This is a genomic window from Paenibacillus sp. 37 (genome assembly GCF_008386395.1).
In the GTDB taxonomy this organism is placed as follows: Bacteria; Bacillota; Bacilli; order Paenibacillales; family Paenibacillaceae; genus Paenibacillus; species Paenibacillus amylolyticus_B.
This window is the reverse complement of record NZ_CP043761.1, coordinates 571,218-587,168: the sequence shown is the minus strand read 5'-3', so window position 1 is coordinate 587,168 and position 15,951 is coordinate 571,218. Positions and strand designations below refer to the sequence as shown.

Here is a 15,951-nt window from a genome sequence, read left to right as displayed (position 1 = left end):
CTGCCGTTACTGTAGCATTAGGGAGCGTTTCGCATCTATAGAACAAATTCCGTTTTATATCAAAATCGTACGTTCCGGAGCTTATATGCCAAGAAAAATGGAGTTAGATACTACATTTATCAATTAAAATACCTACTTTTGTAAACGCTTTATTAACTGAAAGTAAATTATGGAGTGGGAGTTTGTTAAATTTCGATCAACATGATTTCTAGTCCTCGGCCTGCTATATAATGATGAAGTTGTTTAGAAAAGAGAAATGAAGGGGGAAAAAGAATGCATAAGCCATTTCAATCTGTGAGATCCAAGATGGTTCTTTCCTACCTTGCTGTTGTTCTTGTCATTGCGCTTCTTTTCGGCTCCATTTTCTATCTCTTCTTCTCCCATCAATACAGCAAAGAGATCCGTATCAATAATCAACTGTCGCTGAAAAGCACGGTCAATACTATTGAGAGCTCCGTTATCCAGAAGGTGAATCAGGTCTATCTGTCCCTGGCACTCGGTAACGCCGCTAGTATCGATTTAGATAGCTTAAAAGGAAACCATAGCAAAATCCTGGACATCGAACAGTCCCTCAAAAATATGGTGCAAAATTATTCCGATCTCATTGAAGCTATTCATGTGTACGATACAAAGAACCACTTCATCGTCTCATCTGTATATGGGCTATTGCTCTATGAGGACACGCCTTCGAGTGTGGATCATACGACGGATTGGATTGCTGCGATGAAAGAGACTCCAGAAAGCTCCTTATGGATGAAGACTCGCATGGTGCCTCAGGATGTTTATATCGAATCACGGAAACAGGGCAAGATGAGTCCTCTAATTTCCTATGTCCATAGTTACCCGTTTCAATCGTCTGGGCAAGACAGTAGGGCCATGATTGCGATTGATATCAAAGAATCAGCGATCAGTCAGATTATTGAAAATATGCTCCCTGCTGACTATGCAAATACATTAATCATCGATCAGGACGGAACCGTCATATCTGCCGCGGACAAAACGTTGATAGGCAGCTCCACGGAGGAGAATCTAACGCAGTCGCTGCTCACCTTCCATTCTTCAGATGAGAATTTCACACCTGTATTTAACTATGACTCTCATGTCGTTACCCAAGATCAATTTAAAGGAAATGCATGGAGAATCTACACAACCACACCTAATGAAAGCTTCTATTATAAATTGGATAGCTTGAGGGAGATTTCGGTTCTTCTCGGTTTATTGGCTGTTGCGGTTGGAATAGCGATGTCGTCCATCTTTACCAGGGCCAACTATAGTCCTCTTAAACGAATCATGAATAACATCAAGAGCCGGATGGATAGCCCAACCAGCTTAAAGCAGGACGAATATCGTTTCATCGATACAACGTTTAACAGTCTGTCCAATAAAGTTGATAGTCTTGAAGAAACCTTACAGGCCAATCACAGAATGATTAAGCATAGTATCATGCTCAATATGTTAAATAATCGATTTACACCCGAGGAACTTACAGAACAGCTCCAGTCTGTTCACATTTCAATGGCCTACTCTCGCTTCCGTTGCATCGTCATTGACCCTGTCAATGAGAAGTGGAAGGATCTGCAGCCACGACAGTTGCAGCATACGTTGTATACGATGATCCAGCAACTGGAGATCGCAGAAATGGATGAAACTCAACTGCTGGCAGAGGAATTGCAGGATCACAAAATAGCAGTAATCATCTGTACCAACCAACCCGCAGAACCGCTCTCTGATCACATTGTAGACTTTATTCACACTGAGGCGAGCAGCAGATTTGGTATGGAATTTGTACTATCGTTAGGCGGATGGGTGGAACACTTCACAAAGATTCACACAAGCTATCATCAGGCGAATACCCTGATTCGATACAGCTACTTCTTCCCCGAGCAATCTGCCATTCAGGATCTTGATCTTCTGAACAGGGAAGCCAGCAGTCTGGAGATCCCGGAGTCATACCTCGTAAACTTTGAAAAGAAATTGCAGACTCGGGATGTGCAAGGTACGGTTCAGGCCATTCAGGAATTGGTCGCGACAATAAAAAAAGGTCCCTATTCCGCCGAATACAGTCGGATCATCTTATTAAAAACGGTATCTATTTACGCGGAGTGTATTAATCAGGTGCGCCTGCAACCCGCCGAGGCGAGTTCATTGAATATGTACAAGCAATTTTCATTGTTCTACAATATCAACCGCTATTCGGAATGGATGATTCATCTCGTTACCGAATATGTGATGCAGATGGAGAAGCGAAGCGAAGTACGAAGTGTGGATACCATCTCGGCTGTCAAAGCCTATATTCACGAGCACTTATCGGGCGATCTCACGCTGGATCATGTCTCAGAGCAAGTATTCATCAGCCCTAAATATCTCAGTAAACTTTTCAAGGAAGAAACCGGGATTGTCTATTCCGAATATGTTACGAATCAGCGAATGGAACGCGCCCGGGAACTCATGACACAGCGTGAAATTACGGTTGAGCAGATCGCAAGTACGGTCGGTTACCGTACCCCTGCCTATTTCATTAAGAAGTTCAAAGAGATTCATGGATGTACACCGAAAAATTTCATGCGCAGTCTAATGGAACAGGGATCTATATAGGGTCAATTAGGAATATTTACACGGATACTCCGATGACAGAACAACCTTCTGATCGCTGTTATTCCCAGATTTCTTTTAATCCCTTTTCAAAAAGGGGAAATCCGGGAATAAAGGCGAACGCTTCGCTTCTTCAGGTTCTTTCTGTCCTCTCCGTTTTTGTGTAAATGTTAAATTGAAGCTATATAGAATTAAAATTAGGAAAGGAGCTGCTATGAACCTTAACCTGTCAAGAAAGCTATGGCTATATTCCGCAATGCTCCTCCTTCTCGTATTTATAAGTGGATGTACCTTTTTAGGGAGAGAAACAGCACAAGTGCAACAGCAGGACCATCTGGCAAGCGCTGAGAAAGATACAGCACCGCAGTATACGATATCCTGGACCATGCATCAAAATATCCCTGTTCCTGAGGACGCTGAGATGATTGCCTATATTGAGGATCGGTTTGATGTCGATCTGAAGGTGTGGAATCTTGAAAACAAGCGGTACGAGGAACTGCTTGATCTGGAGCTTGCTCAAGGTAAAATACCCGATCTGTTCCGAATCAGACAACCGCATGATCTGCTTAAGTATCAAATGCAAGGGGTCTTAGCGGAAATTCCTCCGGAAGTCCTTGAACAATATGCGCCAAATATCGTACAACGCATTCGCGATTATGATTCACGTTACCTAGAGTATGGAAAAATAAACGGCTCCTTATATGGAATTCCAGCCATTAATCAGACCAACATCTATCGAACCCCTGTTGTATACCGAGAGGACTGGCTTAAGCAGCTTGGTCTGGAGGTGCCCAAGACATTAGATGAATTTGAAACGGTTATGTATGCCTTTGCCAAAGGTGATCCGGACGGAAATGGTAAACAGGATACGTATGGCCTATCCAGAGAGGGCTTAAATGTCGTGTTTGGCGCTTTTGGACAGTCCGTTTTCACCGAGCAACTGTATTTTAATGAAAAAAACAACCAACTTGTGATCGGCGCTTTGGAGCCGGAGATGAAAAAAGCCCTGACTTATATGCAAAAGTGGTACCGGGAAGGGATTATCGACCCTGAGTTCATAACCGGCGAAAATAAAGGTGGATATAAACATCTATCCCATGCTTTTATTAATGGAAAAATTGGGATGACCTCGATGGGCAACTATTATCATTGGAATCAAGAGGGAGACTACAGTGTCCTTAATGAAAATGGCCAAGAAACTCCAGTGGAGGCCTCGTTTAATGTTAATGAGCTGTTACAAAAGAACGCAACTGCAGAAGTTGTATTTGGTTCTCCTGTTATTGGTCCTGATGGACATAGCGGTTCAAAAGGGAACAATCTGTTGATGAATTTTATTGCTATAGGAGCTGAGGCTGCGAAGGAGCCGGGAAAACTGGAGAAAATTTTGGAGATTCTCGATTATGTAAGTGCCAACCCCGATCCGGAGGAGCAAATCAAAATGGAGTATGGCCTTCCAGGAAAACACTGGAATTGGAGCGCTGAAGATTCAAACTCGTTCCATTTACTTTACCCATACAACAGAATGGAGAATTATATGAATATGATCGGCTCAAGTATCGGCATGACGGTTCCAAGTACGCCCTCGGATAAACGTGAACAGTGGGCTGCATCTGCAGGGTTGACGGAGAATGGTATCTATAATCGCCTGGAGGTTGCAACCCCTGCCCTGATTCAATATTCATCTGAATTGATTCGCATGAGAGACAGAGCGTACATCTCTATTATCACTGGCGATCAGCCTGTGGAGTATTTTGATACCTTTGTGGAAGAATTCATGGATGCAGGTGGGCAACAGGTGCTACTTGAAGCGAATGATTGGTATAAGGAGCATATGGAGACAAGTCGCGCACAATAGGTATAACGGTTTGGAACATGCATTATGCATTTCCCATGAGTTTCTGAAAAGTATACATTTGTGTTCCTATGCACCTATCCTTGATTCCCTCATGCCACGTCACTCTCTATCCCTTCGCACTCGCATTTGATCCGCGTAGTGAACGGGCTGAACTGCTTCGTGCCGTGCTTCCGGATTTGGAGGCGCTGCCTGAGGGCGTGTTTTCAAAACGCTTGCGTTCGGTCCGCTCCATCTGCACAATCTGACCTTCATGCACCACGATGTGCAAAGAACCAAACTCCATGTCATTCAGCTGTCCGGCAATTCGGTCCAACCATACCTCATCCACTTTTAACGGCTTAGCCATAGAGCCGCCTCCTCTTCTCGGGCTACTGCCCGCCATATTCCTACGTGCGGTGTCATCCAACGGATTTATAAATCATTCTTATCCAACCCATATACTTGGTTTATACATTAGCAGGGCTTCCAGTAGCTGTCAATCTGTATTTTCTTCTTCTCATATTATGAAATTGATCCGCTTTGTATCACTTTTCTGAAACCGCTTTGTGTCCAAGCCAGCTCTTGAGCAACAACGTGGCGAGAGCCAGAATCAGGAGCAAGGAAGCTACGGCAAATGAAGCCGAGAATTGATATTCGTTGTACAAAATCTCCACATGCAGCGGCAGCGTATTCGTCTCCCCACGGATATGTCCCGACACCACAGATACCGCTCCGAACTCGCCCATAGCACGGGCATTACACAGAATAATACCGTATAGCAGTCCCCATTTGATGTTGGGCAAGGTTACACTCCAGAAGATTCGCCACCCGGAAGCACCCAGTGTAACGGCCGCTTCTTCTTCCCGGGTTCCTTGGTCCTCCATGAGTGGAATCAACTCCCTGGCTACAAAGGGGAACGTAATAAACAGTGTCGCAATGACAATGCCTGGCAGCGCAAAAATGATTTTGATATCATGCTCAGACAGCCACGGCCCAAACCACCCATTCGAACCAAAGACCAATACAAAGATTAATCCGCCCACCACAGGTGAGATCGAAAAGGGAAGATCAATCAAGGTGATCATGAGTCCCTTGCCCTTGAACTGGAACTTGGTAATGACCCATGCAGCGGCCACACCAAATATCGTATTCAGCGGCACCGTAATCGCCGCAACCAATAACGTGAGTTTCAGTGCAGACATGGCATCCGGCTCGGTAAGAGCGGCGATGTACACACCCCAGCCCTGTTTCAGGGCCTCCATGAGCACGATCACCAGCGGCAGAATAAGCAGCCACAATAATACCAGACTTGCAAGTCCAATTAATAACCATTTGACCCATGGAGCTTCCGTTGTTGCACGGTTTGTTCCGCGGCCAGCTCGTACGGGTGGAACAGGGCTCAGTGGGACAGAACCCGCCATATGCTGCACCTCCTTTGGTTTGGGTGAGTGACATCTGATTTTATCCATATCCCATCATGCTTCATCGTCATGCCCTGCCCGCCTTCCGGCTCCAACGCTGCAAGGAATTAATGATCAGCAGCAGGATGAAAGAAACCAGCAGCAGCAGCAAAGCTACAGCTGTAGCGCCTGCATAATCGAACTGCTCCAGCTTGGCCATGATCAGCAAGGGAGCAATCTCCGTTTTCATCGGCATATTACCTGAGATAAATACAACCGAGCCATATTCGCCAATGCCCCGGGCGAAAGCCAGAGCAAAACCCGTCAGCAGCGGTGGAATCAGATCCGGCAGCAGAATCGTACGGAATATCCGCCATCTTCCTGCGCCCAGTGTGGCAGCAGCTTCTTCCACCTCCGCTTCCAACTCCTCCAATACCGGTTGCACCGTACGAACCACGAACGGAATGCCGATAAACATCAGCGCCAGCGTAATCCCGGCCTGTGAATAGGCGAGCTTGATACCCAAAGGCTCTACAAACTGCCCAATCCAGCCATTGCCGGCATAGATCGCCGTAAGAGCAACCCCTGCTACCGCTGTCGGCAAGGCAAAAGGCAGATCGATGACCGCATCAAACAGCCTTTTGCCCGGGAATTCGTACCGAACAAGCACCCATGCCAGGAGTAACCCCAGCACGAGATCAATCAGTGCCGCTGCACCTGCGGTTAGGAAGCTGACCTGGAAGGAAGCCAGCACCCTGGGATTGGTCGCAACCTCAATCATGGTTGCCCACGTCAGTCCTGTTGAGTTAAATAACAGCGCAGCCAGTGGAATAAGTACAACCAGGCTCAGGTAGAGCACACTGTAACCCATCGTTAATCCGAATCCCGGCAATGTGCGTCTTTGCGTCACCATCACCTTGCTCATGCACGTTCATCCTCTCTGCCTTCAGCCGGTAAGGCTGGTTGGCCGCTCACAGCGCGATTGATCGAGTGTTCATTGAACAGAGCAACCTTAGCTGCCCGGAACATAGATCTGGTCGAAGATACCACCGTCATTGAAATGTTTGGCCTGAGTATCCCGCCATGTGCCGAACACATCTTTCAACGTGAACAGTTCAAGCGCCGGGAACTGATCTTTGAATTTTTTCTCCACGCTGTCCAGCGTTGGGCGGTAATAATTTTCAGCGGCAATCGTCTGTCCTTCTTCACTGTACAAATATTTCAGATAGGCGTCCGCCACGTCGCGGCTTCCTTTTTTGTCTGCATTTTTGTCCACAATCGCAACGGGTGGTTCAGCCAAGATACTAACCGAAGGCACGACAATATCGAATTTGTCCGGACCCAGCTCTTTTACCGATAGGAAAGCTTCATTCTCCCAGGCAAGCAACACATCACCAATGCCACGTTCAACAAACGTTGTCGTAGACCCACGAGCACCCGAATCCAGTACAGGCGCATGTTTGAACAATTCACCAACAAATGCCTTCGCTTTCTCTTCATCATTGTTATTGTGCTTAAGGGCATATCCCCATGCCGCCAGATAGTTCCAGCGCGCCCCGCCGGATGTTTTGGGATTCGGGGTGATGACTTGGGTATCCCCTTTGATCAGATCATCCCAGTCCTTAATACCTTTGGGATTGCCTTTACGTACAAGGAACACAATCGTAGAGGTATACGGAGAGCTGTTATGCTCGTATTTGTCCTGCCAGCCTTCATTAATCAGACCTTTATCTTCAATCGCATCAATATCGTATCCCAATGCCAGTGTCACCACGTCTGCATCCAGTCCGTCAATAACAGAACGACTTTGTTTGCCCGATCCCCCATGGGATTGCTTGATGGTTACTTCCTGTCCTTTCTCTTTCAACCAATGCGCCGCAAACGCTTTGTTATACTGCTCATAGAGTTCCCGCGTTGGATCATAGGAAACATTCAGCAGCTCGATGGCCTTGGCCCCTTCCTTGCCACCTTCCGCTCCCCCCGATGTTCCTGTCGCACTGGACCCGCCGCTATCCGATCCGCATGCTGCCAGTACCCCTGTTAACACCAGTGCCAGACCAACCAAAATACCCTTATGAATTCTCTTTTTCATAAATAACACTCCCCCGATATCAATCTGCATGACTACCTCAGGCCGGCTGAACAGGATCAAACGCCCCGTAAAAAAACAAGAAGACGGAGGAACCCCCGCGCACTTCTCCCCATAAAGTCATGCCGGCTTAAAGGCCGTGCATGCTCCATCTGGAAAGGATGCGCTGCGGTGTTCCTCCGTCTATACGGTGAGAACGTTATTCTGTTCAGGTTGCATGGTTGCATCTGTCTGTAAAATGACTGTTTTCACAATGAAAACAAGTTCATTTTTATTATTCCTACCTGTTTAGTAAGTTATATACGTATAATAAAGGCAGTCTATATACCTGTCAAACGTTTTTTCCGATTTTTACCGTATTCCTTGGCTATTGGCAAAAAAAAGAGGAACAACGAACCATCGTCCGTTGTTCCCTTATCGAATCCCATGCTTCGCTGGCTATTGTAAACATAAACAGAATTGGACGGCCACACCTTGTCCATTCCTCATCTGCCCGCATACCGGATATTGGGTACTGGTGGTGTGCTCATGCCTTCTCCCAGATAAAAACCGGTGTGTGGCGGTTGATTGTAGGCTACATTTTGCCAAGCGACGCCAAGACGGTACACTGGATCATGCATCAGCGTATAGATGCGTTTGTCCGTAACTGCTGTTGTAGTATAGATCCGCAACGCTGAGCTGTCATTCGTCCGCCATACCACTTCCTCTCTCCAGTCTCCAAACAGGTCGGCCTGCAGATTCGGCGTAGACTTGGTCCCGTTGTTGGAAGAAACGCCGGATGCGGTGAGCAGGTTCATCGTTGTGCTGTTGGTATAATTCCACTTGTCGATTCGGTTGCTGTCCAGCAGTTCACGGAGCAGGTCGCCATCCCACCAGATCCCAAAATTCGTGGAGGAAGGCAGGGTTGTCCCGAGTTTCTGCCCTTTGGCTGTGTACAGACTGCCGTCTGCCCATACTTCGGCACCTTTATATCTTGGATCGATATCTGCCGCCATGCCACGTCCAATATCCTTTGTTGTTTTGACTCCCCAGATTAACTGACCTGTACCTGCATCACGGAATTCAACGCCGGCATTGGACGGTGTCTCATGAACCTGAAATACCTCAAGTCCAGGGCGGTCCGGGTCCAGATCACTCAGATGCATGGCATCACCATGATGAAGTCCTGTTGTGTACAATCCTTTGCCGTTGTCATCCACCGCCATGGCACCATAAACGATCTCGTCTTTCCCATCTCCGTCTACGTCCGCCACACTCAGATTATGATTACCTTGCCCGGCATAACCCGAGTTACCGGAGGTATTGGAATCAAATGTCCACTGCTTGGTCAGCTGTCCATTCCGCCAGTTATAGGCCACGAGCACACTGCGCGTATAATACCCGCGAGCCATGACCAGACTTGGGCGCTCGCCATCGAGATAGGCAATGGCCGCAAGGAATCGGTCCACCCGATTGCCGTAGTTATCCCCCCAACTGGATACATTGCCACGCGCCGGCTCGTAGTTCACCGTGGAGAGCGCTTTGCCAGTCTGTCCATTAAATACCGTCAGGAATTCGGGACCAGACAACACATAACCGCTGGAATTGCGGTAATCCTTGCTGGCATCCCCGATGACCACACCAGTACCATCCTTGGTGCCATCGGCTGTTTTCATCGCAACCTCGGCTTTGCCGTCACCGTCGAGATCATACACCATGAACTGAGTGTAGTGAGCACCGGCACGGATATTTTTGCCCAGACTAATTCGCCAGAGGCGTGTTCCGTTTAATTTGTAGGCATCGATAAACACTTCCCCGGTATAACCGCTCTGGGAGTTATCCTTGGAGTTGGAGGGGTCCCACTTCACGATCAATTCATACTCACCATCACCATCCAGATCACCTGCACTGGCATCGTTGGCACTGTAAGTGTAGGCTACTCCATCGGGCGTTGTCCCACCAGCGGGTACACTGAGCGGTACAGATAGATAGTTGTTGCCCCATACGCTCGCTGCCGCTGAAGCAGCCTGCTCCGTTCCACTGACTACTGCGCGAACCGTGTATTTGGAACTGCTCGTCCCGCTTGCATCCTGAAGGTTGGTGCTATTTGTTATGGGCGATGCGTTCACCTTGGTTCCATCCCGATAGACGTTGAACGATACATTCGATCCTTCCGTTCCCAGAAGCCGCCAACTGACAAACACACCTGTCCCGGTCTTCACAGCCACCACGCCGCGATCGAGATATTCCATCTGTCTTGCACCCGCTGCATGTGTTACTTGCGTGTTGCCAAAGCCAAGCGAAGTGACCAGTAACGCGGAACTCAGCAGTGATACTCCGGCTGTACGTAATGTGCGCTTCCACAATGATGATCGATTTCCCATAAACAATTGCCTCCCCAATTGTAGTGGTAAGCCCGCTGCCCTTGTAGCGCCATTTTATATGTAAGCGCTTTAATATATTCATTTTAAATTAAACATATAATTCCATCTATAGGTCTAATTTAGTAATTGAATGGATAGCACATAAAAAAAGCCGAAGGATTTCTCCTTCGACTTCATAACGTATATTACAGTGTAATCATAATACTAAATAGAATCAGTACTAAAGTATTAGTATTAAGCATTGATGCGCTGCATCTCATGAATTAGTAATTTAAGTTTTTCTTTGTCTTCATGATCTTCACTACTAAGGTATTTTTCAAGAAAAGCTATGACATATTTAATGAAATTGAGATCATTATTCTTTTGGATAGAGAAGTTTAATCCTTCTAAAATTCGACTTATTGCAACATCGCGATTGTGATTTAGATAGTATAGCGCCAATTCCCCTAGAAGTTTTGCATAATTTTGATCCATCATTGAAGAGTTGTATTGTCCAAATTCTGTCTTGTATGTACGTAAGGGAATATAATCCGAGAAACGCTCTAAAATATCATCAATATTCCAGTTAAACTTATTCGCTGCCTGGATGATATAACGTAATGCCAAAAAAATCTCCTCTGGGTATTGTGTGATGTAATTTGCATATTCTTTAACAACCTTCTGATCTCCAGATAACATCTGATAGAGGTACTTATTAGCCGTCGCCCATTCTTCGAATTGCTTCAGCACACGTCGAGATTCTTCATCGTCCTCCCGTACCCAGCTCTTTCCACTTGCATACAGCTCCACAAGTTCTAATGCTTTGGTATAGTCTCCCTGCTCCTCGAATACCGTTGACTGAATCAACCAAGCATATAGTATATAAAAGTAAAGTGGCCGCACTGTTTGTTTCCACTCCTGATTTTGTCGTTCCAAAAGATTAATTGTATCATATTGAATTTTGGCTAAGTGTAACATCTTGTCAGCGATATCTTTAACTTCGCTCCATTTATTTACCGAACCAAAAACATGAATTAGATCTTTGAAGGCTTCCAGCTGATATCCCTCATCCAGCCGGTCAACATAGGGCTCGAACAAGATAGCTGTCCTTAGATTTTCCTCCAGGTTCTCTCCTTGTCCAATGAGAAACAACCGATATTGACACATCGCAAGCCGTTCAGAATGCTGATATTTCTCAACTTCACTCACACTCTTATATAACAATGCCGCCGCAGACCGCTGATTTCGTTCAAACAATTGTTCCGCCATCTCATATAATTCTGTTGCGTAATCGAGGTCGTCCAGTAGCCGATGAAGAATCTGCTCAATGCAGTCCAGCCGATTCAGCTCCGCACTTCGGAGAATAAACGGTCTAATCCGCCTCATGGATACGGAATAAGCAAAACATTCTTCCACATAGTCGGCAAAAAAATGATCTGCTGCCACGCCCATTCCTGATGAGATCGCAATTAACTGACTCACAGATATGGGACGATTTCCATGTAAGATACGACTGATTGTGCCTGTATTAATGCCAGATACGTCCGAGAATCGGGAGAGCGTCATGCTGTTCTTATCGATAAACTGGATTAATTGCTCCCGAATTGAATTTGCAGGTTCCAAGGAAAGCACCACCCTTCGTGCAACATCCAGATTTTAGGTTTAATCACTATATATTCTGATCATAATGAACGTTCGAACAATGGTCAATAAAAAAATGTGATAATTGCCACTATTTTCAAGTTAATCGCATAAAAGACTAAAAAAAGCTGTAAAACCATGTGTTTCTCCATGATTTCACAGCTTATAGACCACTTTTTAGATGTAATATTCCACGTTCACTTCACCGTATTACAACTTTTATACCACAGGAGCAATACATACCGGACGAGGCAGTTCCAGCTTGAATCCATTATGTGTCAGACGTCCGTCTTCTTCGGTGATCTGGAAACCTACGAGGTTATTGCTGTCCTGATTCGCCACGACTAGAACTCCACCCGGCAAAATATTAAAGTTACGCGGTGTCTGCCCAATCGTGGACGTCCACTCTACGGCTTCCAACTCACCGCTCTCCTGGTCAATATGATAGAGTACGATGCTGTCATCTCCCCGATTGGATGCATACAGGAAACGTCCACATGGAGATACACGGATGTCTGCAGCCGTACCCTCTCCTTTATGCCCTTCTGGAAGTGTGGAAATGTGCTGCACTGTAGTGAACTCACCTCTGCGCTCATCGTACAGGAATGCCGTAACCGTGTTGTTCAATTCGTTAATTACATATGCCCACTTTGAGTTGGGATGGAACACAAGATGCCTTGGCCCTGCGCCTGGTGGCTGATCCATCTCACGATGGGTAACCAAACGTCCCTCTTCCAACCGATACACAATGATCTGATCCAGACCGAGGTCACATACGACAGCATACTGTCCGGACGGATCTGGCTGAATGGAGTGTGCATGCGGCCCTTCCTGGCGTTCTTCGTTGATTCCACTTCCCGTGTGCTCTACCCATGCACTCATCTCACCAAGCGTCCCCTGATCGCCAACCGGGAATACATTGACACTGCCGCTGCTATAGTTGGATGAGAACACCCACTGACCATCTGTGGAGACAGACACATAACATGGAGAAGCCCCTCTGGTCTGTTTTCGATCCATCAGGTGCAGCTCACTCGTTGCCGTATCTCTCCGATAGACCAACACCTCTCCCTCGTCCGTCTCACTCGCCACATACAGACAATTTCCATCCGGGCATAGCGCCAGATAAGACGGATTATCCACACCATCCATGTGATTGACGATTCGCATCTCTCCTGTATCCGCATTCAACGCACATAGGTATATTCCTGGTTCATCCGCTGACGCATACGTACCTGTATAGAAAAGTGTTTCCTGAGTTGTGACTGGTTCCATATCTAATCTCTCCCTTATCCTGTATATTCACTGTTCTGATTTTTCCCACTGATATGTACTTACCCAATTCACGGGCAACTGCTTCACTTCCTGTAACGTGGCTTTCTAAATCGATAACAACCCGGTGTGCGCCCTCATATCTGTCATTGACTCCCTTATCGCCTCTCACCATAATACAAAGTATGAGACCTAACAACAGACCACCCCTACAGCGTAAATCTGACGGATTTCGTATGCAAAAACTCATTGTTCTTCCGGACTCCCTGCTGCAAGAAACCGCAGCTTATCCGGTCACGTCCGGATTATATGTTACCGATATCGGTTACTTTCACGAAGCGGAGCATCATTACCGTGATCGTCCCGATGGTTGTGAATCACACATTCTGATGTACTGTGTCCAAGGCACAGGCTGGTATACGATGGATGGCAGCAAGACATATGATGTCAGCCCGGGAAACCTCGTTATATTACCTGCATATGTCCCTCATGTGTATGGTGCCAACGCAGCTGAACCATGGAGCATCTTCTGGATTCATCTGCGCGGGGAACATGCTTTATCCTACATAGAACCCTTGTTAACTCATCATATTACTACGATGCCACCGGCCAAGGCTCAAAAATGGCTCGAGCTGTTCCATGAATGTTACGGCGCGCTAGAGACGGGTTACTCCATGCAGACGATGACATATGCATCCCAGATTATCGGTTATATGCTTGGTATGCTCGCTTATGGACCCGAGACGACAGGAACAGATGGTGGGATCGTGAGCAGCAAACGTGCGGCTGAACAATCCGTTCAATATATGCTGGAGCACCTGGAGAATGGAATCACCCTGAAGGAACTGGCGGCTCACGCGCGGCTGTCTGTCCCTCATTACTCACAGTTGTTCAAGCAAGCTACGGGGCATTCGCCCATCGATTATTTTCTGCGGCTCAAGATCCAGCATTCCTGCCGCTATCTCGATTTTACCGATTGGACCGTGAAGCAGATCAGTTCCGAGCTTGGATTCAAAGACCCGTACTACTTCTCCCGTCTGTTCAGCAAAATGATGGGACGTTCACCCACAGATTATCGAAATAAATCCAAAGGTTAGAGGCAGTGCCTTCACTTAGCCCATTCTAAATGATATGAATTCAGTTGGAAAATTGCAGCAACCTTTTGAACAGAAGGGTCGTCTATAGGAGCAAATAACTTTTATATAAAGGGATCATCCCTGGAAAAGTGAGGCGAACCTATCATGAAAAAAAATATACTTGCTACATTAACTGCAGGAGCTCTGCTCACGCTGTCTCTAAGTGCAGGCCCGATCAGCGCTGCGCAGGTCCAATTCACGGATATTCAAGGTATCGCAGGAGCAGACAAAATCGAATCTCTCCATAAGGATGGATTCATCAAAGGTGTGAGCGACAGCTTGTTCAAACCCGAACTGGAGTTAAATACAGCTCAGGGCATTCAACTGATTGCGGACGGACTGAATCTGAACCTGGACACGATTCGTTTTATCAAACAGCCGCTACCAAGTGACCACTTCTCTCAAGTAAAAGATGGCGTATGGTACAGTGATGCATTTATCCGCGCACAATATAATGGCATTCAGATGTCACAGGATATCGATCCGTCCAAACCGCTTACTCGTGAACAATTCACCCTGTTCCTGATGCAAGGCATCGAGGCCAAAGGCGGTCTGCCGATGATTAATATCAAACCTGTGGACATTACCGACGAACAGCAACTTACTCCAGAGTATCAAGGTGCCATTCAACGTTCACTCGTTCTCAAAATCAATGAACTGGATGCCGACGGAAACTTTAATCCCAAACAAACGATTACTCGTGCCGAAGCAGCAGTGATGATGTATAACGCAATCGAGTACATGGAATCGTTCCATGCACCACAAATCCCGGAAACACCTGAGAAGTAATCTTTTCATGGTGGAAGTAAGAACTCAATTGAATGGTGAATCCGCTCGATTGGAGTCATCGTTAGTGGACTTTTCCATACAACCTCCATATGCCAAACAGCCGCACCTTCCCTCAACAGGAAAGTGCGGCTGTTTGAATTATACTTATATCACTGATGCAAAATCATCAGATTTAACTTTCTAACTTAGAAAGAACCTTTAACAACAACCTCAGACAACGGCAAACGTCCTGACGGGCGAGCTGGCTGTGCAGCTTTACCTACAGTAATCAACAACGTTGGCACAAATCGTGCAGGAATGTTGAATGTTTCGATCAGTTTTTGTGGATTATATCCACCGATTGGACATGTATCGTAACCCAGGGAGCGTGCAGCAAGCATAATATTTTGGGAAGCAAAAGATGCATTGCGGATCGCTTCATCGCGAGCGATTTGCGGACTTTGGTAAGCACCGTTGATCTGTCCAACCAATGCGTCACGAACCTCAGCAGTCAGTGCGCCTGCTTCAACAGCTTGATCGTAGATTACGGTGTTACGGTTTGCTTCCAAATCTCCAAGAACAGCAATCGTAACTGAACTTTCCACGATCTGACTTTGACCATAAGCAACTGGCAGCAATTTCGCTTTGTCTGCTTCGGATTCAATTACGAGGAATCTCCAGTGTTGCAGGTTCCATGAAGATGGTGCTTCCGCAGCTGCTGTCAGAATCGCATTGAGATCAGCTTCAGGCAATTCAAACCCTTTTTCGTACTTTTTGACAGCATGGCGTTCGCTAATAACGCGAAGTGTTTCATTTTTTTCAATGCCTGACATGTGTTCCACTCCCCAGAATCTAAATTGTTTATACTTCTTTACTT

12 protein-coding genes are annotated in these 15,951 nt (G+C 46.5%); 4 read left to right on the top strand and 8 right to left on the bottom strand.

Annotated features, from left to right (window positions below; all coding sequences use genetic code 11):
- Positions 1-273 precede the first annotated feature (273 nt).
- Positions 274-2,595, top strand: a complete 2,322-nt coding sequence (locus tag F0220_RS02815; protein ID WP_105601477.1) for a helix-turn-helix domain-containing protein — start codon at positions 274-276, stop codon at positions 2,593-2,595.
- Between the two features lie 211 nt (positions 2,596-2,806).
- Entirely contained in the window at positions 2,807-4,447 is a 1,641-nt protein-coding gene (locus F0220_RS02810; RefSeq protein ID WP_179198595.1) for an extracellular solute-binding protein, read from the top strand.
- 106 nt (positions 4,448-4,553) lie between these two features.
- Here the strand turns inward: F0220_RS02810 and F0220_RS02805 are convergent, their stop codons facing one another.
- From F0220_RS02805 to F0220_RS02775, 7 genes are all read right to left on the bottom strand, one after another.
- On the bottom strand, positions 4,554-4,793 hold the full coding sequence (locus F0220_RS02805) for a YezD family protein (protein WP_036607453.1): 240 nt from the start codon (positions 4,791-4,793) through the stop codon (positions 4,554-4,556).
- A 178-nt stretch (positions 4,794-4,971) separates the two neighbouring features.
- Positions 4,972-5,847: a sulfate ABC transporter permease subunit CysW gene (gene cysW, locus F0220_RS02800; RefSeq protein WP_105601479.1), complete on the bottom strand. Its 876-nt coding sequence runs from the start codon at positions 5,845-5,847 to the stop codon at positions 4,972-4,974.
- A 67-nt stretch (positions 5,848-5,914) separates the two neighbouring features.
- A complete protein-coding gene (cysT, locus tag F0220_RS02795) occupies positions 5,915-6,751 on the bottom strand; it encodes a sulfate ABC transporter permease subunit CysT (protein WP_091018517.1) in 837 nt (278 codons plus the stop codon).
- 87 nt (positions 6,752-6,838) lie between these two features.
- A complete protein-coding gene (locus F0220_RS02790) occupies positions 6,839-7,918 on the bottom strand; it encodes a sulfate ABC transporter substrate-binding protein (protein WP_105601481.1) in 1,080 nt (359 codons plus the stop codon).
- 482 nt (positions 7,919-8,400) lie between these two features.
- Complete coding sequence (locus tag F0220_RS02785; protein WP_105601482.1) at positions 8,401-10,278, bottom strand: rhamnogalacturonan lyase; 1,878 nt, start codon at positions 10,276-10,278, stop codon at positions 8,401-8,403.
- A gap of 234 nt (positions 10,279-10,512) precedes the next feature.
- The gene (locus F0220_RS02780; RefSeq protein WP_105601483.1) at positions 10,513-11,880 is read right to left on the bottom strand and encodes a helix-turn-helix domain-containing protein; all 1,368 of its coding nucleotides are present in this window, start codon (positions 11,878-11,880) and stop codon (positions 10,513-10,515) included.
- Between the two features lie 237 nt (positions 11,881-12,117).
- Complete coding sequence (locus tag F0220_RS02775) at positions 12,118-13,173, bottom strand: lactonase family protein (RefSeq protein ID WP_105601485.1); 1,056 nt, start codon at positions 13,171-13,173, stop codon at positions 12,118-12,120.
- A gap of 233 nt (positions 13,174-13,406) precedes the next feature.
- On the opposite strand from F0220_RS02775, the gene F0220_RS02770 reads away from it, so the two are divergent.
- Both F0220_RS02770 and F0220_RS02765 read left to right on the top strand, forming a co-directional pair.
- Positions 13,407-14,267 (top strand): AraC family transcriptional regulator, encoded by an 861-nt coding sequence (locus F0220_RS02770; RefSeq protein ID WP_181155567.1) that lies wholly within the window; start codon positions 13,407-13,409, stop codon positions 14,265-14,267.
- A 144-nt stretch (positions 14,268-14,411) separates the two neighbouring features.
- Positions 14,412-15,095: an S-layer homology domain-containing protein gene (locus F0220_RS02765; RefSeq protein WP_091018509.1), complete on the top strand. Its 684-nt coding sequence runs from the start codon at positions 14,412-14,414 to the stop codon at positions 15,093-15,095.
- A 185-nt stretch (positions 15,096-15,280) separates the two neighbouring features.
- On the opposite strand, the gene F0220_RS02760 is transcribed toward F0220_RS02765, so the two are convergent.
- Positions 15,281-15,907 (bottom strand): nitroreductase family protein, encoded by a 627-nt coding sequence (locus F0220_RS02760; protein ID WP_076215923.1) that lies wholly within the window; start codon positions 15,905-15,907, stop codon positions 15,281-15,283.
- Positions 15,908-15,951: the final 44 nt, after the last annotated feature.

Bases quoted from the DNA above. Each gene is read 5' to 3' on its own strand.
- F0220_RS02815 (WP_105601477.1), top strand. From the start codon at position 274: ATGCATAAGCCATTTCAATCTGTGAGATCCAAGATGGTTCTTTCCTAC.
- F0220_RS02810 (WP_179198595.1), top strand. From the start codon at position 2,807: ATGAACCTTAACCTGTCAAGAAAGCTATGGCTATATTCCGCAATGCTC.
- F0220_RS02805 (WP_036607453.1), bottom strand. From the start codon at position 4,793: ATGGCTAAGCCGTTAAAAGTGGATGAGGTATGGTTGGACCGAATTGCC.
- cysW (WP_105601479.1), bottom strand. From the start codon at position 5,847: ATGGCGGGTTCTGTCCCACTGAGCCCTGTTCCACCCGTACGAGCTGGC.
- cysT (WP_091018517.1), bottom strand. From the start codon at position 6,751: ATGAGCAAGGTGATGGTGACGCAAAGACGCACATTGCCGGGATTCGGA.
- F0220_RS02790 (WP_105601481.1), bottom strand. From the start codon at position 7,918: ATGAAAAAGAGAATTCATAAGGGTATTTTGGTTGGTCTGGCACTGGTG.
- F0220_RS02785 (WP_105601482.1), bottom strand. From the start codon at position 10,278: ATGGGAAATCGATCATCATTGTGGAAGCGCACATTACGTACAGCCGGA.
- F0220_RS02775 (WP_105601485.1), bottom strand. From the start codon at position 13,173: ATGGAACCAGTCACAACTCAGGAAACACTTTTCTATACAGGTACGTAT.
- F0220_RS02770 (WP_181155567.1), top strand. From the start codon at position 13,407: ATGCAAAAACTCATTGTTCTTCCGGACTCCCTGCTGCAAGAAACCGCA.
- F0220_RS02765 (WP_091018509.1), top strand. From the start codon at position 14,412: ATGAAAAAAAATATACTTGCTACATTAACTGCAGGAGCTCTGCTCACG.
- F0220_RS02760 (WP_076215923.1), bottom strand. From the start codon at position 15,907: ATGTCAGGCATTGAAAAAAATGAAACACTTCGCGTTATTAGCGAACGC.